The sequence below is a fragment of the Pseudomonas sp. GW823-FHT06B06 genome, assembly GCF_058795195.1.
Genome location: NZ_JBXAHO010000012.1, coordinates 165,556 through 190,082 on the forward strand (window position 1 = coordinate 165,556; position 24,527 = coordinate 190,082).

A 24,527-nucleotide genomic window follows, 5' to 3' on the forward strand; every position below is an offset into this window, starting at 1 on the left:
TTATTGTCCTCTAAATCGCTATCCAACAGCATCTTGGAAAAAATGAGGGCAGCCCCATGATTGATTACAATCAACAGATTTTAACTCAGTATGATATTGGCCGCCTCAGATTGAGAAATCGTCTTGCAGTAGCCCCCATGACGCGTGTCAGTGCTACGGAGGCAGGCCTGGCTACCGCTGAGATGGCGCGTTACTACGCGCGATTCGCCAAAGGCGGATTCGGTCTGGTCATTACCGAAGGGCTATACACCGATCAGAGGTATGCTCAGGGTTACCCCTTTCAACCGGGGCTCAGCGATGTCGAGCAGGCCCAAGCCTGGCGTAGTGTGACCGATCTTGTTCATGCTCACCATGGCACGGTATTCGCTCAACTCATGCACGCTGGAGCGCTGACCCAGGGCAACCGATTTAAAACTGCTACCGCTGCACCCTCGTCCGTTCGACCGAAAGGAACGCAGATGAAGTTCTATTACGGTGAGGGGCAGTATCCGCTACCCCAAGCGATGAGTGATGAGGACATCGCCGATGCCATCGCCGGATTCGCACACGCGGCCGTGCTGGCAACTCGTGCCGCTGACTTCGACGGTGTTGAAATCCATGGGGCGAACGGCTATCTGCTTGATCAATTCCTGACCGACTACACCAATCAAAGAAACGACCGCTGGGGCGGTAATGTCGCAGGACGGATCGCTCTGATACTTGAGGTCATCAAGGCAGTCAGAGCCGCTATCGGCAAGATTGCGCCCATCGGTGTACGCATTTCCCAGAGCAAGGTGAATGACTACGAACACAAATGGCCTGAAGGCGAAGCAGCAGCCGAGGTCATCTTTGGCTCGCTCAACGACGCTGGCGTAGACTTCATCCATGTGACGGAGCTTGAGGCTTGGAAACCGGCGTTCGTAGATGGAAATGCAAGCCTGGTTGAGCTGGCCCGCCGGTATGCGCCGCAGGTGGCGATCATCGCCAATGGTGGCCTGGATGTATCGCAATGCGCTGAGCAGGTGTTACGAGATGGCGCCGATATGATCGCGCTGGGCAAGGCAGCTCTGGCCAACCCCGATCTTCCCCGCCGCCTGGCAACCCACGCCACGCTAGACGAATTCGACGCTTCGATCCTGGGGCCGATTGCGAATATCAAAGACAGTGAATTGACGTTAGCGTGACACCAACAGGAAAGCGTCGAGCGAACACTATAGATTTGCGTTTACGCTCAGAGCTGCCTAGGCCAACGACCGCTTCACGCCCTGAGGAAGTCAGCCAACCTAGATCGAGGTTCTTGAGGAGCGGTGAACCACCCCTCCTCAAGGCATCCCAGTAGGTGATTTCCTCTTAGGGCGTCCTTGTCTGCCAGCACCGGTACAGAATCCGAATCCAATTAGACGCGAGTGCGCGTACGGCAGCTTGGTAGGTACTCCCTTTGGCGCGTTGCTGCCGGTAGTACGCTCCGGCCCAAAAGGATTTGTTGATGGTCTGACCCACCCATTCACGAAGGCCTGACGAAGAAGCGTTGGACATTGTCAGCGCCAATGCACCCAGTTCTTCTTACGACTCCGTTCCGTCACAGGGGGCAATGCCGGAGTACTTTTGCAGCTTGTCCGCGCCATTGAAACGCTCATGTTGCTCTCCGAAGGCTGCGAGTATGCTACTGCGCGGGGGCTGAGATAGCAGTGGCTAGCTGGTTTAGATCATTGAAGCAGTTCTATTTAAAGAAACCGTTCGCATAGGAAGCCAGGCGAGAAGTCAGTTTCTCAAGGCTGTTCGGTCTATAAAGAACCTCGCTGTGACACCTGAGGCCGGCCTCTCCAGAGATCCGGAGGAGATCAGTCAACACAACAACGGCACCATGCCTCCAGCGAGGTGGCACCGAGCCCCCCAATATGGAGCTTCAGAGGATGTGTTGGCTGGTGGGTATATTGAGATCGTCGTGTAGCGTCAACTGAATGACCAGGCCTCCATCCAGTACGATTGTTTGCAAAGTCGAGATGGGACGGGGTTTTCGGTGGGGCTCTCCGACGTCTTCTCCAGCCAAATCCAGGCTGCAGAACTGCCGGAAGCAGATCGGCAGGTGGCGTTGAGTCTGATGGAAGAGTCGGAGCTCGAGTGGCATCCGTTATTGCCAGCAGCTAAAAAGGCTTATGTCTCTCGCGTCTGAGTACTTGGCGGATGTCTCGGCGCCTATAAGGGCTCAGCAGTAGACTCTGCATCCTCTTCCTCCTCACCAGACACACCCTCAATTCGAAGCGAGTTTCGAAGCCCGAATAGGCGGTGTTCACATCATCAAGCATGGCATTCACGAAGGGCAGTGCATCAGCTATGGTGGACTCCAGCAAGCGATGCATCGGCAACGAAATCCTGTGGAAACGATGCAGAGGATTCAGGCAGTGAGTGAAGATACTGTCTCTCGGGGCTTCTAAGCAGCTGGCGTGACGGGCAACATGATGGTTTACTGAGCAGTGCTTTGAGCGAGGCCGATGATCTCGGCAGTCGCTGAAACATATAAATACATACTCTACGGCGCTAATGCAGAGATCCTGTAGCTCGTACCCAAAGCAATGAAAGTTGTGTTGTTTCTGTTTATTGGATGTTCCACGCATTAGTCAGGCTAAAGCGTATGATTGGAAACCAATGCTCTTTGCCAGGAAGGTAAGCTCTGGTTTTCGCTTAACAGACTATCTTTTACTGTATGGGGTACACTACCCATGTTTGAGACTGACAATAATGCTCCATGTACGTTAGAGCCAGTTTGCGGCAAGCCTTCTGGAACTCAAAGTATCGAGCGCGCAGCCAATATCCTGCGCGAGATTGCTTCTTATAACGACCATGGAATTCGTCTCTCCGATCTTTCTACTATCTTGAAACTCGAACGTCCGACTATCCATCGAATACTCTCTTGCCTGGTGCGTGAGGGGTTGGTTATGCAGGATCCGGTCACACGGCATTATATGCTTGGTCACGGGCTTTTCGAGCTCGGCCTGACTGCTGCCACACAGTTCAAGCTTAAGACCTTGTGCCGCCCTTCAATGGCCCGCCTCGCAGAGGCAACTGGCGAGATGGCCTTCCTCACCATCAGAAGTAATCGCGATGCCATCTCTATCGAGCGCGTCGAAGGCACGCGGCCGGTTAACGCACCCGTCATCGAAATCGGCGTTCACCGGCCACTGGGAGTCGGTGCTGGAAGCCTGGCGCTAATGATGCTCCTGCCAGACGATGACATCTCCCGCCTCTGCGATTTGAATGCAAAGCGCCTCATCAAATACGGCGGCCTCTCTACACCGAAACTTTTGAAGATCATTCGCCAATCGCAAGACATCGGCTACGCGGTACATGACGGCAACCTGATCCCTGGCTTCAGCGGAGTGGGTACGGTGATCAATGATCAAAAAGGCACTCCCCTATGTGCCCTCAGTGTCACCCTGGTCTGCGACTCGATCTCGACAGCGAAACACCAGGAGATTATCTCACTGCTCCGGCAGGAATCTCGAGCAATCCAGAATCTGATCTACCAATCAGGTGGTTTGATGCATTAGGTTCCTCCCGATAGACAAAAAGGCCAGCTTTCCTAAGCTGGCCTTTCTCATGAATGACTTTCTGAGGCTACTGCGCGAACCGGGGCGGCACGGTATTCCAGAGGCACTGCTCACCTTCCAATGCACAGGCGGCCCGGAAGATGTCTTTCTCCTGGTTCACCTTTGCGACTATCTGCAGACCAACAGGTAGGCCTGCCGCCGTGAAGCCCACCGGAACCGATGCCGCCGGCTGACCTGTCACGTTGAATGGATAGGTGTAGTACTGCCAAGTGCAGAGACTTCGACCAACGAACTGCGGGGGAACGTCCACCCCGACATCACAAGCCGCAATAGGTACGGTCGGCGATAGCAGCAAATCAAAAGACTCGAACAGCGCGCTTACCTTTTCACGAAAGGCGTAACGTGCAAAGACGTTCTCATAATAAGAAGAGAAGGATTGTCCTTTGGCCGTCTCAAGTACTTCGCAAAGCGCGGGATCCAGCAGATCTCGCGAATCACGCATGGCCCCGCTCAATCGGGTGCTGATGCCCGCGTAGAACTCGGACAACCAAATATTGGCGGGATCAATACCAACACCCTCCTCCAACTGAATGACCTCACAACCCAACTTTTCCAGAATCCTCACAGCGTTTTCGGTGATCTGGAGGATCTCGGAATCAGGTTTCGCAAAGCCTAACGTCGGGCTCCAGGCTACACGCACTCCTTTAACGGGAAGCTCGCAGGCCGCTAGATAATCTGGGACATCGCTGCTCAACGAGAACGGATCACGCCGATCAAAGCCGGACAGCACCCTTAGCAGCAATGCGCTGTCACGCACTGTCCTGGCCAATGGGCCCACATGGGCCAAGGTCGGCGTCGCAGATGTTGGAAAGACTGGAACCCGGGCAAACTGAGCCTTGATACCGACCAAACCCGTGAACGACGCGGGTGTGCGAATCGAACCGCCGCCATCAGTGCCCAGAGCGAAGGGTGTCACACCGGCCGCTACGCTGGCAGCGGCCCCACAACTTGAGCCTCCCGGAGTCTTACCCAGGTTCCACGGATTGCGAGTGATTCCCGTCATGGGTGAATCGCCGACCGCCTTGCAGCCGAATTCGCTGGTGGTGGTCGTCCCGATGATGCAGGCACCTGCGGCCTTGATCCGCTCCACGGAAGGGGAATCCGAGGCTGCGATATTTTCAGCCATGACGCGAGACCCGAAAGTCTGCCGCACACCGCCGACCGAGATAAGATCTTTGACCGAGATAGGGAGGCCATGCAGCGCGCCGAGCTTTTCCCCGGCCATGACGGCTTTCTCGGCAGCCCGTGCGGCGCTCAAGGCAAGCTCGGGAGTTTGGGTCACAAATGCGTTCAACTGAGGCTCCAGTGACTGCATTCTATCGATGGCCGCCGTCACAACCTCAACGGGCGAAATCTCTTTGCTCGCGATAGCGTTAAGCAAATCCAGGGCCGAGCGAAATGGGTATGAAGTCATACTTTGATGGGCCTTTTTCAGAATCAAATCATTCCCAGAGCTCGATCCAGCACTGGTTGCGCTTTCGCGATGCATTCTTCAAACCGTTCCCTGATGTTGTTGTGATCGAGCTCCTTGCCAATGATCACCAGGCGAGTTTCGGCTACCCCTCCAGGCCAGGCATCGGCGTAGCTCAAAGGACTGAACACGTTTTGGACGCCTTGGAGCACCACTGGCCGCCCTACTCCGCTGAACCTGATCAATCCCTTGATGCGGTAGAGATTCGGCCCGTACTCCTCCGTCAACTGAAGGAGGCAGCTCATCAGTTCCTGGTAATCGACTTCGCGCGAGTCGCGCAGGCTTATGGCCGACACATCGGTATGGTGATGGCCCTTGTGAGGGTGGCAAGAATGACAATCTGCATCATGATGCTCGCACTCCTCCTCACCCCCGAGCCAGCCACTCAGATCGGCGTTCTTGGTCGCCGGGTCAAAGAACGACCCACGAAGCAACTGGTCTATGTCGATCTCACCGAAGGAGGTGAACTCCTTTGGCGCGAAGGGGTTCAGTTTTGAAACTGCGGCGAGGGCCTGGCCGAATTCATCATCGCTCACCAGGTCGCGCTTATTCAACACCACCTTGTCTGCCAGAGCGATTTGTCGCTCGGCCTCAGGACAGTCTCTCAGCTGCAGGGTAATGTGCTTGGCGTCTACAAGCGTAACGATTGCATCCAGCCGGTAGGTCAGGCTCAGTGACATGTCGGTGTAGAACGCCTGCGCCAAGGGCGCCGGGTTCGCGAGCCCCGTCGTTTCAATCACGATCCGGTCGAAATCGATCTTCGGCTCGAGCAGTCCGGATTTGCGCATGTACAACTTATACAGCGACTCGATTAAGTCGTCCTTGCTCGAACAGCAGATACATCCATTGCTCAGTTCGAGCATGTCATCCGAAGCACGGCTGATCAGATCGCCATCAATTCCGATCTCGCCGAACTCGTTGACGATGACCGCCACCCGCTCCTTATTGGGGTTAGACAAGATTCGGTTAACCAACGTCGTTTTCCCAGCGCCCAAAAACCCAGTGAGAAGAGTTATCGGGATTCGCTGATCCTGATCGATCGAATCATTCATATCATCACCTGACTTGATATAGGGCGATGAAGCTCATCGCCCTGATACTGGAAAGTTCAGTTACTCGTCGAGAACTGCCCAGGCGCGCACAGGGGAGCCGCTGCCGTTCTTGATCTTCAGCGGGGGGCCATAGAACATGAATTCCCCTTTGCCAACCAATTCTTCAAGGTTCACCAGCCACTCGTAGTGGGTGATCCCCCTGTCTCGGCAAACACGGTGGCTGGGGAAAAGGTTATGGGAAGGTTTGTCGGTTGACGGCCCTTCCACGCCGTGTAACTTCGAGCCGCGGTCGGCCAGCCAGTGGGTCGCCTCGGCGGTCAGGCCAGGGTTCGACCACACAACCTTGATGTCGGGGTAGTGCCGTTTGTGCAACCCAGTATTCAGCAGCACGATATGCCCGTCGACCTTCACACCCGTGGCATCCTCGGCTGCCTCCAGATCGGCAACATCGATGTCGCCCAGATCGGGGACGTGGGTCATGTCAAAGCAGACGGCTTTGCCCATAAACATGGACAGGGGCATCTCATCAACCGGAGCCCCGTTTGGACTGGTGTGGTAAAACGCATCGACGTGAGTCGCAATATGATCGAGTGTGCTGATGAAGGTGGTCGCGAACGTCATCGGATCACCTGGCACGCCCAGACCGAGTTCGAGAGATTTTTCGTGAGTGAGGTGAGGCGCTACGATTGGCCGCTGGAAAAGTTTGTGCGCCGGCATGTTATCAGAGAGCGTCAGGGTTAGATCGACAATGCGCTGAGTCATATGGCCTACTTTTTTTCGAGTTGATAGATTCGGCAGATATACAATTTCTCTGTTCCTGAACAAAGCCACCCTGTTGCCTGAGCAATTTCTTTTAACCCAAAACTTCCAACTCATCGCTAAAACTTGGCCACATTGAATTGATTTGGGCTGGCGCTTTTCCAGTGGGGAAACCTTAACGCTCGTACCTCTGCCCTACAACCACCGACCCTTACAAACAAGTCCACATCGTGGAACGCTTTTCATAACTGCTTCGCCAGCGTGCACCTTTACCAATCCACGCTCACTCAAAAGGGCTTGCCAGAGCCATCCTTATAAAAAACAGGCTACCTCTTTACAACACTACAAGGCCTGAAAAAGTGTTTTTTAATCACTTAAATGAGCGATGCCATGCGCCCCGGTCGGAGCGTCCATCATGTGGAATCCTTTATTGGGCACGCTATTGCAATGATTCATGCCATCGATAAAGCTTGATTCGGCTCCAAAAATTCCAGCAACCATGGAACGCATCCAGGTCGAACTGAAAATTTTTAGAGCGAATATTACAACGCTAACCAAATGGAACCTAACAATGAATAACAATTCGAACTGCGCCAAAGTGGTACTCATTACGGGGGCAGGAATTGGTATCGGTCGTGCCACGGCGGTCGCTTTCGCGGCACAAGGCTACCGCGTAATCGTCACTGACATACTTGAGGTAGAGGGTTGCGAAGTGGTTTCGCAAATCCGGGAGAGTGGCGGAGTCGCGGAGTACCACCCACTTAATGTTCGCGATACCGCCGCGTGCGATCGGCTGGTTTCGGATATCGAGAAAAAGTACGGCGCCATCGACACCATCGTCGCCAACGCAGGCATAGCCCACAAAGTCCCGCTCAACGACCTGACAGACGAAAAATGGGATCTGACTTTCGATGTCGATCTCAAAGGTGTTTTCCGAATCATCCGCGCCGCCGTTCCAGGCATGAAGAGCAATGGAGGGGGTTCCATCATCGCGGTTTCCTCGATCATGGGCGTCGCCTATGGCTGGGATGAGCATGCCCATTATTCCGCAGCTAAATCCGGCGTAGTCGGCCTGGTACGCGGCCTCGCGGTTGAACTGGGCCGGCATCGGATTCGCGTAAACGGCATTGCCCCAGGCTTCATCCGCACCGCCCAAGCCCTCTCCGAAGTGCACTCACTCGGCGCCACCGGCCTCGACAAAGTCGCAAGCTCTATTCCGTTGGGCCGCGTAGGTGAGCCGGAAGAAATGGCTGATGTGATCACGTTCATGGCCTCTCACAGTGCTCGGTATCTCACTGGTCAAACAATCACCGTCGACGGCGGATTGGTTGTTCAAAGCCACTAAAGTCATTGAATGCAGGTTGTGTTGGAGTTTCTTTCATGAGCAGATTGACCGGTAAGAAAGCATTGGTGACAGGTGGTGCACGTGGCATTGGCCAAGCCATCGCACTTGAGTTTGCGAAAGAAGGCGCTGACGTCGCTATCCTGGATCTTCGGGCGGCCGACGCTGAAGCCACTGCGGCGCAGGTTTGCGCCCTGGGCGTGAGGGGCTATGCCGTCACTGCGGATGTTGGCGAAGAGCAGCAGGTTCAAGCAGCAGTCGAGAAGGTCATCGCCGAATTTGGCCAGATCGACATTCTCGTCAACAACGCTGGCATCGAGTCAGCCTCATTCATCGTCGACATGCCTACCGCCATGTGGGACAAGATGATGCTGATCAACCTTCGCAGCGTCTTCCTGTGCTCCCGTGCAGTGCTGCCTGCGATGATCGAACGCAAGAGTGGCCGCATCATCAATGTTGCCTCGCAACTGGCCCACAAAGGGGCAAAAGAGCTTGCACACTACGCCGCCGCCAAATCGGGCGTAATCGGATTTACACGCTCGCTGGCGTACGAGGTCGGTGACAAGGGCATCACGGTCAATGCTATTTGCCCGGGCCCGACCAATACCGAACTGTTCCGTAGTCTCCCGGCAACTTTCCGGGAGGCAAAAATCGCCGAACTACCGATTGGGCGCGTGGCGGAAGTTTCCGAAATTGCCCCCTGCGCGGTTTTGTTAGCGTCCGATGAAGGTTCTTACTTCCTGGGTGCGACCATGAATCCTAATGGTGGAGACTATATGATTTAATCGATGATACCTCATCGACTATTGATCCATCTCGCAACACAGCCTAACAACAATAATGCTAGTCACTAGCGTGTGGCCGTTAGAGCCCGCCTGCTTTAATGACTTTTTCTTTCTGCCCTAATTTAAACGCGCAGAGGTTAAACAAAATGGCTAACCAAGCAAAACCCTTGGTATCAAGTACATTTAAACTTGAGCCCATTCTTCCCAGTGACGTAAAGCGTGCCACCACTGTCGCGTTCTTCGCATGGGTATTCGCTGTTTATGACTTCATTCTATTCGGTACGCTACTGCCCGAGATCGGAGCTCATTATAACTGGGACATTACTCAACAAGCAGAAATCGCAACGTTGATCGCTGCAGGAACTGCCGTAGTTGCATTCGCCATCGGGCCGATCCTTGACCGTGGAGGAAGGAAAAGCGGTTTGCTGTTTACGGTGGCGGGCGCGGCAGTTTGCTCAGCTTTAACTGCTTTAGGTGGTTCGCTCGGCAAATGGCCCTTGGTGTTGATACGCTCCTTGTCAGGCCTTGGGTATGCAGAAGAAACAGTCAACGCGACCTACCTCAATGAGCTTTACTCAGCGGCCAATGATCCTCGGCTAAATAAGCGTAAAGGGTTTATCTACAGCTTGGTACAAGGCGGCTGGCCAATCGGCGCCTTGATGGCAGCGGGCTTGACTGCGCTGCTGCTACCGATTATCGGCTGGCAGGGCTGCTTTATCTTCGCTGCGTTTCCAGCAATCCTGATTTTCTTCATGACCCGCAGGCTGAAGGAGAGCCCTCAGTTTCTGCTGCACAAACACGTTAAAAACCTCCGCGAATCAGGTCAGGATAGCGAAGCACGTAAAATCGCAAAGCAACATGGTCTGGACTACGAGCAGCACGCTCGTGCCGGCATTCGCGAGGCTTTCCGTGGTGCATCGTTGAGACCCACCCTGGTGCTCGGCGGCGGTTTTTTACTGAACTGGGCAGCCATTCAGGTATTCGGCGTGCTCGGTACTACAGTCCTCACCGAGGTTCATAAAGTATCGTTCGAGAACTCGTTGATTATTCTCGTTCTATCGAACGTGGTTGGCTATATCGGGTATCTGACCCATGGTTTCATCGGAGACAAGATCGGCCGTCGTAACACGCTTGCGTTGGGTTGGATGTTAGGTGGTATGGCCTTCACCGCAATGCTTTACGGCCCTAGCGACTTGCCAGTGGTGGTAGGACTGTACAGTTTGGGTCTGTTCTTCTTGAACGGGCCGTATGCAGCTGCACTCTTCTTCATTGGTGAGAGCTATCCCACCGCGATTCGTGGTACCGGGAGCGCTATTGTCCATGCAATGGGGCCGATCGGCGCCATTCTAGCCGGCTTGGGCTTTTCCGCTGTGCTGAGCGACGGAGGCGATTGGCAACATGCAGCACTCCTGTTCGGTGCTCTCCCCTGCTTCATCTCCGGGGTTCTCATCTTCGCTGCGCGTCATGTAAACCCGGACGAAGAATCTTTCATCGAACCCGTTTCCGATGTGCAGCTAGCGCCAGCAAGCTAACAAAGCCAGCCTGGAATTGCTGAAGGCTCCAGCGCTTTTCTATGCAAATGAAACAACTTATTCATCTTGTGGAAAACGCTGGGGCCTCAAAAAACCTTTGGCAAGACGAAATTTCCTTCTAGCCATTAGGACTTAAACGCAGAACAACACTGAACCGGAAAGGCTGAGACCAATGATCTCACCTCCGATAATTTTGAGCGTCTCAGTTTCTTCGTGCCGCGACCGAAGCCCAACGCGAATCAGGGTGCTGTCCCTGGACTCACCATAATAATTTCGACCAACTCAACGGAGTACGTATGGCCAAGATGAGAGCAATTGATGCAGCTGTTCTGGTAATGCGCCGTGAAGGCGTAAATACCGCTTTTGGCATCCCTGGAGCTGCCATTAACCCCCTGTACTCCGCCCTGAAAAAAATCGGCGGCATTGATCACGTCCTTGCTCGTCACGTCGAAGGCGCCTCGCACATGGCCGAGGGCTATACCCGTACCAAGGCTGGCAACATCGGTGTGTGCATCGGCACCTCCGGCCCTGCCGGCACCGACATGGTCACTGGCCTCTACAGTGCCTCGGCTGACTCGATCCCGATCCTCTGCATCACCGGCCAAGCGCCGCGCGCTCGTATGCACAAGGAAGACTTCCAGGCGGTCGACATCACCAGCATCGTCAAGCCAGTGACCAAGTGGGCTACCACCGTCATGGAGCCGGGCCAGGTACCGTACGCGTTCCAAAAAGCCTTCTACGAAATGCGTTCCGGCCGACCAGGGCCGGTGCTGATCGATCTGCCGTTCGACGTGCAGATGGCTGAAATCGAATTCGATATCGAGGCCTACCAACCGCTGCCCGTGCACAAGCCGGCAGCCAACCGCATCCAGATCGAGAAGGCCTTGGCAATGCTCGACGCAGCTGAGCGTCCTCTGCTGGTCGCTGGTGGCGGGATCATCAATGCTGATGCCTGCGACAAACTGGTCGAATTCGCCGAACTGACGGGTATTCCGGTGATCCCTACCTTGATGGGCTGGGGCATTATCCCTGACGACCATCCGCAAATGGTCGGCATGGTCGGCCTGCAGACGTCGCACCGATATGGCAACGCCACTCTACTGAAATCCGATGTGGTGCTGGGCATCGGCAACCGCTGGGCGAACCGTCACACCGGCTCTGTTGATGTCTATACCGAAGGCCGGCGCTTTATCCATGTCGACATCGAAGGCACCCAGATCGGTCGCGTCTTCACCCCAGACCTGGGCATTGTTTCCGACGCCGGTTGCGCCCTGGACGTTTTCCTTGAAGTGGCTCGCGAGTGGCAAGCCGCCGGCAAGCTGAAAAACCGCAGCGCCTGGCTGCAAGACTGCCAGCAGCGCAAGGCCAGCCTGCAGCGCAAGACCCACTTCGACAATGTGCCGGTCAAGCCGCAGCGCGTGTACGAAGAAATGAACCGAGTGTTCGGCAAAGACACTTGCTACGTCAGCACGATCGGACTTTCGCAAATCGCAGGTGCCCAGTTTCTGCACGTCTACAAGCCTCGCCATTGGATCAACTGTGGCCAGGCCGGCCCGCTGGGCTGGACAATTCCAGCAGCATTAGGCGTGGTTAAGGCCGACCCGTCCCGCCAAGTCGTGGCCCTGTCGGGTGACTACGACTTCCAGTTCATGATCGAGGAGCTGGCGGTGGGCGCGCAGTTCAACCTGCCATACGTGCATGTGCTGGTGAACAACTCCTACCTGGGCTTGATCCGCCAGGCGCAGCGTGGTTTCGAAATGGACTACTGCGTGCAACTGGCGTTCGAGAATATGAACGCCCCAGAGATCAATGGTTATGGCGTTGATCACGTAGCAGTGGTGGAAGGTCTTGGCTGCAAAGCCATCCGCGTCTTTGAACCATTCGAGATAGCGCCCGCTTTGCGCGAGGCTCAGAAAATGGCAGCTGAACTGAGAGTCCCAGTGGTCGTTGAGGTAATTCTTGAGCGTGTTACCAACATTTCAATGGGAACCGAAATTAACGCAGTGAATGAGTTTGAAGAATTGGCGCTTGTTGGCAGCGACGCCCCTACTTCAATCCGTCCGCTGAACTGACGCTGATTCATTCAGAAAAGGAGATGCCTATGCCACGCCTGGCAGCTAACTTGTCCATGCTGTTCACCGAACGTGACTTCCTCGCCCGTTTCAAGGCTGCTGCCGACGCCGGTTTCAGCGGGGTTGAATACCTCTTCCCTTACGACTTCAGCGCGGCTGAAATCAAGCAACAGCTCGACGACAACAGCCTGACTCAGGTGCTGTTCAACCTGCCGGCCGGTGATTGGGCCAAGGGCGAACGCGGTATCGCCTGCCACCCTGACCGTGTCGAGGAGTTTCGTTCCGGCGTCGACAAAGCCATCGAATACGCCAAGGTGCTGGGTAACACCCAGGTCAACTGCCTCGCCGGCATCCGGCAACAGGATCAGGACTGCGCCACGGTGCGCAAGATCTTCGTCGACAACCTCAAGTATGCCGTCGACAAGCTGCAGGCCGCCGGGGTTCGCTTGATTATGGAAATGATCAACACCCGCGACATCCCGGGCTTTTACCTCAACACCACCAAGCAAGCCCTGGGGATCCAGGCAGAGGTCGGTAGCGACAACTTGTTCCTACAGTACGACATCTACCACATGCAGATCATGGAGGGTGACCTGGCCCACACAATGGAATGCAACCTGGCCAAGATCAATCACGTCCAACTTGCTGACAACCCCGGCCGCAACGAACCGGGTACCGGTGAGATCAACTACCGCTTTCTTCTCGAGCATCTGGATCGAATCGGTTACCAAGGCTGGATCGGCTGCGAGTACAAGCCACTCACCACCACTGAAGCCGGCCTGGGCTGGCTGAAGAACCACAACGCATTCTAAATGGCCGGCGCCAGGGCATGATGCTGCGGCGCCGAAGCTGAACATCGAAAAGAGGAAAACTTTAATGGCTAAAATCGGTTTTATCGGCACTGGCATCATGGGCCACCCAATGGCCCATAACCTGCAGAAAGCAGGACACAGTCTGTTCCTGTCCACCCACTTCGACCCAGCCCCCACTGACCTAATCGACGCTGGCGCCATAGCCCTGGCCACTCCGAAGGAAGTGGCCCAGGAAGCCGAATTCATTATCGTCATGGTGCCGGATACCCCACAAGTCGACAGCGTCCTGTTTGGTGACAACGGTGTGGCCCACGGCGTCGGCCCAAACAAGGTGGTAATCGACATGAGCTCAATCTCGCCGACCGCCACCAAAAATTTTGCCGAGAAAATCAAGGTTACCGGCGCCACCTACCTGGATGCCCCGGTGTCCGGTGGTGAAGTCGGTGCCAAGGCTGCGACGCTGAGCATCATGGTCGGTGGCTGCCCGAAAGCCTTCGAGCGCACCCTGCCACTGTTCCAGGCCATGGGAAAGAACATTACACACGTTGGTGACAACGGCGACGGCCAGACGGCCAAAGTGGCCAACCAGATTATCGTTGCTCTGAACATCCAGGCTGTCGGCGAAGCCCTGCTGTTCGCCGCTAAAAACGGCGCTGATCCGGCCAAGGTGCGTGAAGCGCTCATGGGTGGCTTCGCCTCTTCGAAGATTCTTGAAGTGCACGGCGAGCGCATGATCAAGGGCACCTTCGATCCGGGCTTTCGCATCAATCTGCACCAGAAAGACCTGAACCTGGCCCTGCAGGGCGCCAAGGAGCTGGGCATCAACCTGCCCAACACCGCCAACGCCCAGCAAGTGTTCAGCACTTGCGTCGCCTTGGGTGGCGGCAACTGGGATCATTCAGCGCTGATCAAAGGCCTGGAACACATGGCTAACTTCTCGATCCGGGACGAAAAGTAAGACCCTTGTTGCCGATCGTCCACGATTACGTATGAAGCGACGATAGCCATTGATAACACCGCCCCTTGGCTTGAATAGAGGCAGGCCAAGGGGCGTTCTCCATACTACCGAACTATCAGAAGGTTGCTGTAAATATAACCCGATTCTATGTTGGTCTCTGCGGAGTGATATATGGCAGGTTCTAGATCAATCAAGCATGGAAAAATCCAGGTCGCCGACCAAGTAGTTGAGCGCATCGAACGATTGATCGTCGACGGAGTGTTGAAGGCAGGTCAGGCACTCCCGTCAGAGCGGCGTTTAGTAGAGAAACTCGGGTGTTCGCGCTCCGCGCTTCGCGAGGGGCTGAGGGTTCTCCGCGGGCGCGGCATCGTCGATACTGAACATGGGCGCGGTTCGTATGTCGCGGACATGAGCAGAGCCGATAACTCGACTCCCTTGATGCACCTGTTCAATTCCCAACCACGCACATTGTTCGACCTGCTGGAGGTGCGAGCATTGTTAGAGGGCGAATCGGCTCGTTTGGCTGCGTTGCGCGCCACAGACGTCGACCGCTTGCTAATCAAGCGGCGATTCGAAGAGATGGTTGCAGCCCACGAAGACTCGCAAATGCATGATCCTCGAGAGCACGCACGGCTCGACCATACCTTTCACAGGGCAATCAGTGAGGCGTCCCACAATCCGGTGTTGGTGCATACCCTCCAGTTTCTCAGCGACTTGACGCTGAGTACTGTGTTCGCATCGGTCAACAATCTTTACTGTCGACCCGCACAGAAGCGACAAATCGACCGACAACACACGCGTCTCTACCACGCAGTCATGGAGCAGTTGCCGGAGCAAGCTCAGCGAGCTGCTCGCGAGCACATTCACGGTGTGCGTGACAGTCTCCGGGAAATTGAGCAAGAAGAGTCGCGACTCGTTCGCGCCACCATGCGCCTAGAAGGTTGGAATTGAAGCGTTAGGCGGCTACGTGAGCTTTCACTTGGACGAAGGAATGCCAGTACGCGGACGCCCTGCTCTACCGCATGTATCAAGTAAACATTCGTTTTTAAAACTGAGCTAAGGCTCCGCTCAACTCGTAAAACTTAAATGCACTCCGGCAACTGGTACGACCAGCTCACAACTCCAGACAGTATTCTCCACTTTGTACAACCGGAAACCCCAGCGCTCCCATGCTCCCGAGTCAACAACGTAAAAAAGTGGTCAGACCAGCTTATTCACATGTCGACTCGAGCCGTTGAAGCGAACAACTTAGCGTTGTCTCCGGCCTCGCGAATTAACCCGGTTCGCTGATTTCCCACCGCGCATCAAGGCCGGCTCTAATAACAAAAGAACTGAAATGTGAGCCATATGAATATTCTCTACGACGAGCGCGTCGATGGTGAATTGCCCAGAATCGACAAGGCATTTCTGCTTTCCCAGTTGCGCGCGGCTCTGCCCGACCTGGAGATCTTGCATAGCCAGGAAGAGCTAAGTCCCTACGAATGCGACGGCCTCTCTGCCTACCGCGTCGTGCCATTACTCGTGGTTCTACCCAACCGCATTGAACAAGTTCAGACAATACTCAAGCTTAGCCATAATCACCAAGTTCCAGTGGTTGCTCGCGGCGCTGGTACGGGCCTATCAGGCGGCGCTTTGCCCCTTGAGCAAGGGATCCTTCTGATAATGGCACGGTTCAACGGGATCATCGAAGTGAACCCCGAAGGCCGTTTTGCGAGGGTTCAGCCGGGTGTTCGCAATTTAGCGATCTCCCAGGCGGCAGCACCCTATGGCATGTATTACGCGCCCGATCCCTCCTCCCAAATCGCCTGCTCTATCGGTGGCAATGTCGCTGAAAATGCTGGTGGTGTGCACTGCTTGAAGTACGGTTTGACCGTACATAACCTGCTCAAAGTCGAGATTCTCACCGCTGAGGGTGAGCATATGACCTTGGGTAGCGATGCCCTCGACTCCCCCGGGTTCGACTTACTGGCGCTTTTCACTGGGTCGGAAGGCATGCTTGGCATCATCACCGAGGTGACAGTCAAGCTCCTGCCGAAGCCCCAAGTTGCACGCGTATTATTGGCCAGTTTCGATTCGGTGTTGAAGGCAGGCCAAGCAGTCGGAGACATCATCGCGGCCGGCATCATCCCGGGTGGCCTGGAGATGATGGACAACCTGTCGATCCGCGCTACCGAAGACTTCATCCATGCTGGTTACCCTGTGGATGCCGCTGCCATTCTCCTATGTGAACTCGATGGGGTTGAAGCCGACGTTCAGGACGATTGTGATCGAGTGGAGGAAGTACTCAAGCTTGCGGGCGCCACTGAAGTGCGTGTGGCCTGCGACGAAGCTGAGCGCGCCAAGTTCTGGGCTGGACGCAAAAACGCGTTTCCGGCGGTAGGCCGAATTTCTCCGGACTACTACTGCATGGACGGCACCATCCCACGCCGAGAGCTGCCTGGGGTGCTCAAGGGGATCGAAAAGCTTTCTGCCGAATACGGTCTGCGCGTGGCAAATGTATTCCATGCAGGTGACGGCAACATGCACCCACTAATCCTCTTCGATGCAAATCAACCCGGCGAACTGGAGCGCGCGGAAGCATTGGGCGGCAAGATCCTTGAACTATGCGTGGCAGTCGGCGGAAGTATCACCGGCGAGCACGGTGTAGGGCGCGAAAAGATCAACCAGATGTGTGCTCAGTTCAACAGCGATGAGTTGAAGCTTTTTCATGCGGTGAAGAAAGCCTTTGATCTACACGGCATGCTAAATCCGGGTAAGAACATACCGACGTTGCAACGCTGCGCGGAGTTCGGATCCATGCACATACATCACGGCAAGCTGCCTTTCCCGGAACTGGAGCGCTTCTGATGCGAAACGATCATGACAACAGTGCCGCATTGCTGGAACAGGTTAATTACGCGCTCAACGAACGTATTCCATTGCGAATCCAGGGCGGCAACAGCAAGGCCATGTTGGGTCGCCGCGTAGCGGGAGAGGTGCTGGACACCCGTAACCACCGAGGAATCGTCAGCTACGACCCGACTGAACTGGTGTTGACTGCACGTGCAGGGACACCACTGGCAGAAATCGAAGCAACGCTCGAAGCCTCCGGGCAAATGCTCCCCTTCGAACCGCCACATTTAGGCCCGGACGCCACCCTGGGAGGCATGGTCGCCACCGGTTTGTCCGGGCCAAGGCGACCATGGGCAGGCTCCGTGCGTGACTACGTGTTAGGTACCCGCGTGATTACGGGGCACGGCAAACTTCTGCGCTTTGGTGGTGAGGTTATGAAAAACGTCGCCGGCTACGACCTGTCACGCTTGATGGCGGGAAGCTTTGGTTGTCTGGGGCTTCTCACAGAGATATCTCTCAAAGTACTGCCAAAACCTCGTCAGTGCATCAGCCTGTATTTGGAGATGGATACTCATCAAGCCCTCAGTGAACTCGCAGAATGGGGTCAACAACCCATCCCCATAAGCGCGGCCTGCCATGACGGTAGCCTCCTCCACTTGCGCCTGGAAGGAGGTGAGGGGTCGGTGCAATCCGCTTACCAGCGCCTCGGGGGGGAAGCGCTCGACAGTCGCTACTGGAAAGAGCTGCGTGAGCAGCGACTGGCCTTCTTTGCTACCCCAGAGCCACTGTGGCGACTGTCGCTCCCGATCAATACAACCCTGGTCGATCTACCAGGCAAGCAGCTGGTGGACTGGGGCGGTGCTCAACGCTGGCTAAAGTCCGATGCACCGGCCGACGTGATTCGTGAGGCTGCCGCCCTTGTGGGTGGCCACGCGACGCTCCAGGGCGTGGATGAGTCCCCTTTTCCCCCATTAACAGCGCCACTCCTGCGCTACCACCAGAACCTCAAGAAGCAGCTCGATCCCCAGAGCATTTTCAACCCCGGCCGTATGTACGCGGAAGTCTGAGAGCGAGTTATGCAAACCAACCTGAGCGAACAAGCAAAACTTCATCCGCGCGCAGAGGAGGCTGAGCGTATTCTGCGCTCCTGCGTACATTGCGGATTCTGCACCGCTACTTGCCCCACCTATCAGTTACTGGGCGATGAGTTGGACGGGCCCCGTGGGCGAATCTACCTGATCAAACAGGTACTCGAAGGTCAGGAGGTAACCGCCAAGACCCAATTGCATCTAGACCGCTGCTTGTCCTGTCGCAACTGCGAAACTACCTGCCCCTCCGGCGTGGAGTATCACAGCTTGCTTGATATTGGTCGCTCAGTTGTCGAAGAGCAGGTACCACGCCCTTTCGGTGAGCGCGTGCTGCGCGAAGGTCTGCGAGCGGTCATACCACGACCTGCAGTGTTCAAGGCTCTTACTATGGCCGGAAACGTGTTTCGTCCGCTGCTGCCAGAAACCCTGAAAGCCAAGCTGCCACGTTACCCGCATCCAGCCAAGCCACGCCCGGAGGTGCGCCACTCACGTCGGGTGCTGATGCTCGAAGGTTGTGTGCAACCCACTCTCTCGCCTAATACCAATGCAGCGGCCGCACGTGTGTTGGATCGATTGGGTATCTCTGTTGTATCCGCGCGGGAGGCCGGCTGTTGTGGCGCCGTCGACTACCATCTCAACGCGCAGGAAAAAGGGCTGGAACGAGCGAAGCGCAACATTGATGCATGGTGGCCGGCCATTGAGGCAGGTGCAGAGGCCATCGTCCAGACGGCCAGCGGATGCGGAGCCTTCGTGCATGATTATGGTCACCTGCTCAAAAACGATCCTGCCTATTCCGAGAAGGCCGAACGTGTCAGCGAATTGGCAAAAGATCTGGCGGAAGTTATTCGGGCTGAACCGATAGAGAAACTGGGTATCCACGCTGAGCGGCGCCTGGCATTCCACTGCCCTTGCACTTTACAGCACGCCCAAAAGCTTGGCGGGGCTGTTGAAGGAGTGCTCGGCCGCCTTGGGTTCAGCCTCACCAACGTCCCAGACAGTCATCTCTGCTGTGGTTCGGCCGGTACTTACTCCATTACTCAACCCGAGCTATCTCGGCAACTACGCGACAACAAACTCAATGCGTTGGAGAGCGGGAACCCCGAGGTAATCGTTACTGCCAACATCGGCTGCCAGACCCATCTGGACGGTGCCGGGCGTACACCCGTTCGGCACTGGATCGAGCTAGTGGAAGAAGCACTCAGCTAGGAGAAAAACATGCAATGCAAAGCCGTACTCGATAGCTCAGAAGTGACCCGCATTCTGGCCGGTGCCCGTGACGAGGCACAACGCAACAATTGGGCTGTAACCATAGCGGTAGTGGACGATGGTGGACACCTCCTGGCGCTGGAACGACTCGATAGCTGCGCCCCCATCGGCGCCTACATCGCCACTGAGAAAGCCCGCAGCGCTGCCCTTGGCCGACGCGATACCAAGGGTTACGAGGATATGGTCAACAAAGGACGTACCGCTTTTGTCAGCGCCCCTCTGGTGACCTCGCTAGAGGGAGGAATTCCGGTGTTGATTGACGGGCAAGTCGTTGCCGCCGTAGGTGTATCTGGCGTTAAGGCGGAACAGGACGCCCAAGTAGCAGCTGCCGGCATTGCCGCGCTCTGAGTACAAATAGAGCAAGGCCCCTCCATGGGGCCTATTGAACAGGAGTAGAGAAGTTGACTAAGCGTGTGCCTTGCCACCATCTGCAAGTGGCAGAAAATCTCAAACTCTTCATTGATGACGAGATGCTGCCCGGCACTGATATTTCATCCGAGCACTTCTGGAAGGGTTTCGATGCCCTGGTGCATGAGCTGGCTCCACGAAATCGTGCCTTGCTGACCGAGAGGGAACGTCTTCAGGCTGAGCTTGATGCCTGGCATTGCGCTCATAGGGGCCCAGTCAAGGACATGATCGCCTACCAGAAATTCCTCAATTCCATCGGCTACTTGTTGACGCAACCCGATGATTTGATCATCGGCACTGACAACGTCGACTTCGAAATCACATCGCAAGCCGGACCTCAATTAGTAGTGCCTGTGATGAATGCACGCTACGCGCTAAATGCAGTGAATGCTCGGTGGGGATCGCTGTATGACGCGCTATATGGGACAGATGCGATCAGTGAGGATAGTGGAGCTGCCAAGCAGTCCGAATACAACCCGGTGCGTGGCGCGAAGGTGATTGCTTTTGCCCGTGCTTTCCTCGATCAGGCATTCCCCTTGGAGGGCGCATCCCACTCCAACGCTGTCGCCTATCAGGTCGAAGCAGGGGAATTGCGGGTTGGCCTCAAAGAAGGTGGCTTTACCCGTTTGACCCAGCCTGAAAAATTTATTGGCTATCAGGGACGAAGCGACACCCCTACAGCCATTCTGCTGAAAAACCATGACCTTCACATCGAGATTCAGATAGACCCAGACAGCATGATCGGCCAAACCGATGAGGCAGGCGTCAAGGATCTCCTGATGGAGGCAGCTTTGACAACAATCATGGACTGTGAAGACTCGGTCGCGGCTGTCGACGCCGATGACAAAGTCTCGGCTTACCGTAACTGGCTCGGTCTGATGAAAGGCGACTTGGTGGAAAGCTTGGTCAAGGGTGGCAAGACCGTCACTCGAACATTGAACCCCGACCGCATCTACCATAACCGTAACGGCGGTGAAATCACCCTACCTGGACGCTCCCTGCTGTTCATACGAAATGTCGGACATTTAATGAGTAACCCGGCGATTCTTGACCAAAACGGTCAGGAGATCCCTGAAGGCATCTTGGATGCAGTGGTCACCAGCTTGGCAGCATTGCACGACCTCCGCCGAAAAGGCAACTCTCATACTGGCAGCGTCTACATCGTCAAACCGAAAATGCATGGCCCCGCAGAGGTCGCTTTCGCCGACGAACTATTCGGTAGAGTGGAAGACTTGATCGGGATGCCACGCTTTACCCTGAAGATGGGGATCATGGACGAAGAGCGGCGCACAAGTGTCAACCTCAAAGCTTGTATCGCTGCTACAGCCAATCGAGTGGCCTTCATCAATACTGGCTTCCTGGATCGCACTGGCGACGAAATGCACTCGACCATGGAGGCCGGGGCCATGTTGCGAAAGGGTAGTATGAAGTCAACCGCCTGGATCCAAGCCTACGAGCGCAACAACGTACTGGTGGGTCTCGCGTGTGGTCTACGCGGCCGTGCGCAGATCGGCAAAGGCATGTGGGCCATGCCCGATCTTATGTCGGCCATGCTCGAACAAAAGATCATCCACCCCAAGGCCGGGGCCAACACGGCCTGGGTACCCTCGCCAACCGCAGCCACTTTGCATGCCTTGCATTACCACCAAGTAGACGTTCGTCAAGTGCAACGCGAGTTTGAGAAAGTAGATTTGAACAGCGAGCGCGCCCGCCTGTTGCATGACCTGCTCAGCGTGCCGGTTAGCAGTACTCGAGACTGGAGCCGCGATGATATTCAAGCGGAGCTGGACAATAACTGCCAAGGCATCCTCGGCTATGTAGTGCGCTGGGTCGAACAAGGGGTCGGCTGCTCTAAGGTACCGGACATCCATAACGTTGGGCTTATGGAGGATCGCGCCACTTTGCGTATCTCGGCGCAGCACATTGCCAACTGGATGCACCACGGTGTGATCAGCGAGGAGCAAGTGCGCGAAAGCCTTAAACGCATGGCACACGTCGTCGATAGGCAAAATGCTCAAGATACTACCTATCGCCCTATGGCCCCGGCCTTCGAGTGCTCCCATGCCTTCCGCGCCGCCTGTGACCTCGTACTCGAGGGGCGCGAACAGCCGAGCGGATACACCGAGCCGTTGTTGCATGCCTGGCGTCTGCGCTTCAAGCGGGAGCGCTGACCTTCACCCTTGAATCGCGAGACCGGAATCGCCTGACCGATTGCGAAATTACATGGCCAGGAGCCTATGCCTAAAGGAGATACGAGATATTTACGATACTCGCGCTCATCCAACTTTCAAAAAGTGAGATTTCACAAGAGACATAAACATGACGTGAGACAGCGATGCCAGTGAAGTTCTAAATCCAGCCAGAAATGCCTTCGCAGGAGATAACCATGGAACATGCATATCCACAAGATGGTGGCCCGGCCGTGTCCGTTGACCAGGTTGGTGACACGATTAGCAATCCGATTCTCGAAAACCCACAGTTTCGTACTCTGGTAAAACAGCGACGAATATTTTCGTGGAGCATGACGGCTCTTATGCTGGCGGTGTATTTCGGTTTTATTCTATCACTGGCCTTTATACCTGCCCGCTTAGGCACACCTATCACCGTAGGCCAGCCTATGACTTGGGGTGTGCCTATTGGCTTCGGAATGCTCGCTTTCACGATTCTTATCGTGGCTGTCTATGTATGGCGCACGAACACCTGCTACGACCCTAAAATAAAAACAATCATCAGGAGCTTCAACAAATGAAGCGTCTACTTATTGCAATCTCGGCCATCCTTGCTTCGGTCACGGTATACGCAGCCGACGTCCCTGCCGCAGTACACAAGCACAATCCCATTGCCATCGGCATGTTTTTAGCATTCGTTATTTTCACTTTGTTTGTCACACGATGGGCGGCACGTAAAAACAATAGCGTTGCGGATCACTATGCTGCAGGAGGAAAAATTACCGGTTTCCAGAATGGTTGGGCCATCGCCGGTGACTATATGTCAGCGGCGTCTTTACTGGGCATTTCCGCATTGGTTTTTACCAGTGGTTTTGATGGACTGATCTACTCCATCGGCTTCCTTGCAAGCTGGCCAATCATTTTGTTTCTGATTGCGGAGCCATTGCGAAACCTGGGGCGCTACACCCTGGCGGACGTACTGTCATATCGGTTGAAACAACGACCTATACGAGCATTTTCGGCCTCCAGTTCTATTGTGATCGTGTTGCTTTATCTGGTTTCCCAACTGGTAGGCGCTGGAAAACTGGTTGAATTGCTATTCGGCTTCGATTACACCGCGGCGGTGCTTCTCGTGGGTACGCTGATGGTTATCTATGTTTTCTTTGGTGGGATGCTAGCGACCACCTGGATTCAGATTATCAAGGCGGTGTTACTGCTCACCGGCTGCGTCTTCATGGCGTTCATGGTGTTGTCCCAGTTCGGATTCAGCTTGAATCAACTGTTCACTCAAGCTACCGAAGTGCATCCATCCCATATCGCAATCATGAGCCCAGGAGGCTTGATTACAGATCCGGTGTCTGCCATTTCATTAGGATTGGCACTGGTCTTCGGCACGGCAGGTCTCCCACATATCCTCATGCGGTTCTTCACCGTCGGTAACGTTAAAGCAGCGCGCCAAAGTATTCTATATGCTACTGGTCTGGTCGGCATAGGCTATGCACTGATCGTTATCATCGGCTTCGGTACCATTGCCTTGGTTGCCAGCAACCCTGCCTATCACGATGCATCAGGTGGGATTTTGGGCGGCGTTAACATGGTTGCAATTCACCTCGCGCAGAACGTTGGCGGTAACGTCTTCCTTGGGTTTATGTGCGCGGTATCGTTCTCGACGATACTGGCGGTGGTGGCTGGGCTCACCCTTGCAGGCTCGTCTGCCGTATCACATGATCTTTATGCACATGCCTTGCGCCGAGGCACGGCCAGCGACCGTGAAGAGATGCGCGTCTCTCGCGTTACAACGATTGTGTTGGGTGTGTTATCAATTCTCCTAGCGATTGCATTTGAGAAACAGAACATCGCGTTTATTGTGAGTTTAACGTTTTCCATCGCCGCAAGTTCCAATTTTCCGGTGCTGTTGTTGTCAATTTACTGGAAGGGCTTGACGACACGTGGCGCCGTGATTGGTGGATCGCTGGGGCTGGTATCAGCAATTACCCTATGCATTCTTAGTCCAACGGTGTGGGTCAAGATCCTCCATAATCAGCAAGCTTGGTTCCCGTACGAATATCCGGCCCTGTTCTCCATGGCCGTCGCATTTGTCGGTATCTTTGTGTTCTCCATTAGCGATCGCTCAGCCAGTGCCGTACGTGAACGCAGCCTTTTCGACAATCAGTTAGTCGATTCTGAGCTAGGTGCGCCAGCAACCTGGAAGGCGCAGTTGAAAGGCGAGTAACAAATTGTTTTGATGGTGTTCTTGCTGTGCGTCATAGGTTGTTGTCATACGTTCGTCTATGGAAAGACTGAAGGACTCACCGATTTTTTGATACTCTAACCATTGGGTGTTAAAAAATCGGTGGCCTTCCAAAAAACGCACTATAAAAAATGCTTGTACTGT

The 24,527-nt window shown here is 55.1% G+C and carries 19 protein-coding genes; 16 read left to right on the forward strand and 3 right to left on the reverse strand.

Features of this window, described 5'->3' with window-relative positions; translation table 11 throughout:
- Positions 1–56 precede the first annotated feature (56 nt).
- Positions 57–1,163, forward strand: coding sequence for an oxidoreductase (locus AC1Q8Q_RS13815; RefSeq protein WP_492615143.1), 1,107 nt, complete (start codon positions 57–59; stop codon positions 1,161–1,163).
- A 1,536-nt stretch (positions 1,164–2,699) separates the two neighbouring features.
- Positions 2,700–3,527: an IclR family transcriptional regulator gene (locus AC1Q8Q_RS13820; RefSeq protein ID WP_492615144.1), complete on the forward strand. Its 828-nt coding sequence runs from the start codon at positions 2,700–2,702 to the stop codon at positions 3,525–3,527.
- Positions 3,528–3,594: 67 nt separating this feature from the next.
- Here the strand turns inward: AC1Q8Q_RS13820 and AC1Q8Q_RS13825 are convergent, their stop codons facing one another.
- The 3 genes from AC1Q8Q_RS13825 to AC1Q8Q_RS13835 are packed head-to-tail and all read right to left on the reverse strand — an operon-like array spanning position 3,595 to position 6,872.
- Positions 3,595–5,076, reverse strand: a complete 1,482-nt coding sequence (locus AC1Q8Q_RS13825) for an amidase (RefSeq protein WP_492615145.1) — start codon at positions 5,074–5,076, stop codon at positions 3,595–3,597.
- Complete coding sequence (locus AC1Q8Q_RS13830) at positions 5,025–6,110, reverse strand: CobW family GTP-binding protein (protein ID WP_492615146.1); 1,086 nt, start codon at positions 6,108–6,110, stop codon at positions 5,025–5,027. The genes AC1Q8Q_RS13825 and AC1Q8Q_RS13830 overlap by 52 nt, the downstream gene beginning before the upstream one ends.
- A gap of 60 nt (positions 6,111–6,170) precedes the next feature.
- On the reverse strand, positions 6,171–6,872 hold the full coding sequence (locus AC1Q8Q_RS13835) for a cyclase family protein (protein ID WP_064677827.1): 702 nt from the start codon (positions 6,870–6,872) through the stop codon (positions 6,171–6,173).
- Between the two features lie 568 nt (positions 6,873–7,440).
- Here AC1Q8Q_RS13835 and AC1Q8Q_RS13840 point away from each other — a divergent pair.
- The 14 genes from AC1Q8Q_RS13840 to AC1Q8Q_RS13905 all read left to right on the forward strand — a co-directional run bounded on the left by AC1Q8Q_RS13840 (position 7,441) and on the right by AC1Q8Q_RS13905 (position 24,365).
- Positions 7,441–8,214, forward strand: coding sequence for an SDR family NAD(P)-dependent oxidoreductase (locus AC1Q8Q_RS13840; protein WP_492615147.1), 774 nt, complete (start codon positions 7,441–7,443; stop codon positions 8,212–8,214).
- 35 nt (positions 8,215–8,249) lie between these two features.
- A complete protein-coding gene (locus AC1Q8Q_RS13845) occupies positions 8,250–8,996 on the forward strand; it encodes an SDR family NAD(P)-dependent oxidoreductase (protein WP_368990849.1) in 747 nt (248 codons plus the stop codon).
- Positions 8,997–9,142: 146 nt separating this feature from the next.
- Positions 9,143–10,528 carry an MFS transporter gene (locus AC1Q8Q_RS13850; RefSeq protein ID WP_492615148.1) on the forward strand — a complete coding sequence of 462 codons (1,386 nt, stop codon included), beginning with the start codon at positions 9,143–9,145 and terminating at the stop codon, positions 10,526–10,528.
- A 296-nt stretch (positions 10,529–10,824) separates the two neighbouring features.
- Positions 10,825–12,600, forward strand: coding sequence for a glyoxylate carboligase (gene gcl, locus AC1Q8Q_RS13855; protein ID WP_492615149.1), 1,776 nt, complete (start codon positions 10,825–10,827; stop codon positions 12,598–12,600).
- Positions 12,601–12,629: 29 nt separating this feature from the next.
- Positions 12,630–13,412, forward strand: a complete 783-nt coding sequence (hyi, locus tag AC1Q8Q_RS13860; protein WP_492615150.1) for a hydroxypyruvate isomerase — start codon at positions 12,630–12,632, stop codon at positions 13,410–13,412.
- Between the two features lie 64 nt (positions 13,413–13,476).
- Positions 13,477–14,370: a 2-hydroxy-3-oxopropionate reductase gene (locus tag AC1Q8Q_RS13865; RefSeq protein ID WP_492615151.1), complete on the forward strand. Its 894-nt coding sequence runs from the start codon at positions 13,477–13,479 to the stop codon at positions 14,368–14,370.
- 171 nt (positions 14,371–14,541) lie between these two features.
- Positions 14,542–15,321 carry a transcriptional regulator GlcC gene (gene glcC / locus AC1Q8Q_RS13870; RefSeq protein ID WP_492615152.1) on the forward strand — a complete coding sequence of 260 codons (780 nt, stop codon included), beginning with the start codon at positions 14,542–14,544 and terminating at the stop codon, positions 15,319–15,321.
- Between the two features lie 396 nt (positions 15,322–15,717).
- On the forward strand, positions 15,718–17,217 hold the full coding sequence (gene glcD, locus AC1Q8Q_RS13875; protein ID WP_492615153.1) for a glycolate oxidase subunit GlcD: 1,500 nt from the start codon (positions 15,718–15,720) through the stop codon (positions 17,215–17,217).
- Positions 17,217–18,269 (forward strand): glycolate oxidase subunit GlcE, encoded by a 1,053-nt coding sequence (glcE, locus tag AC1Q8Q_RS13880; protein WP_492615154.1) that lies wholly within the window; start codon positions 17,217–17,219, stop codon positions 18,267–18,269. The genes glcD and glcE overlap by 1 nt, the downstream gene beginning before the upstream one ends.
- A 9-nt stretch (positions 18,270–18,278) precedes the next feature.
- Complete coding sequence (gene glcF / locus AC1Q8Q_RS13885) at positions 18,279–19,496, forward strand: glycolate oxidase subunit GlcF (protein WP_492615155.1); 1,218 nt, start codon at positions 18,279–18,281, stop codon at positions 19,494–19,496.
- 9 nt (positions 19,497–19,505) lie between these two features.
- Complete coding sequence (locus AC1Q8Q_RS13890; protein WP_492615156.1) at positions 19,506–19,904, forward strand: heme-binding protein; 399 nt, start codon at positions 19,506–19,508, stop codon at positions 19,902–19,904.
- Positions 19,905–19,957: 53 nt separating this feature from the next.
- On the forward strand, positions 19,958–22,135 hold the full coding sequence (locus AC1Q8Q_RS13895) for a malate synthase G (RefSeq protein ID WP_492615157.1): 2,178 nt from the start codon (positions 19,958–19,960) through the stop codon (positions 22,133–22,135).
- A 215-nt stretch (positions 22,136–22,350) separates the two neighbouring features.
- Entirely contained in the window at positions 22,351–22,713 is a 363-nt protein-coding gene (locus AC1Q8Q_RS13900; RefSeq protein ID WP_492615158.1) for a DUF485 domain-containing protein, read from the forward strand.
- On the forward strand, positions 22,710–24,365 hold the full coding sequence (locus AC1Q8Q_RS13905) for a cation acetate symporter (protein ID WP_492615159.1): 1,656 nt from the start codon (positions 22,710–22,712) through the stop codon (positions 24,363–24,365). Before AC1Q8Q_RS13900 ends, AC1Q8Q_RS13905 begins: the two co-directional genes overlap by 4 nt.
- Positions 24,366–24,527: the final 162 nt, after the last annotated feature.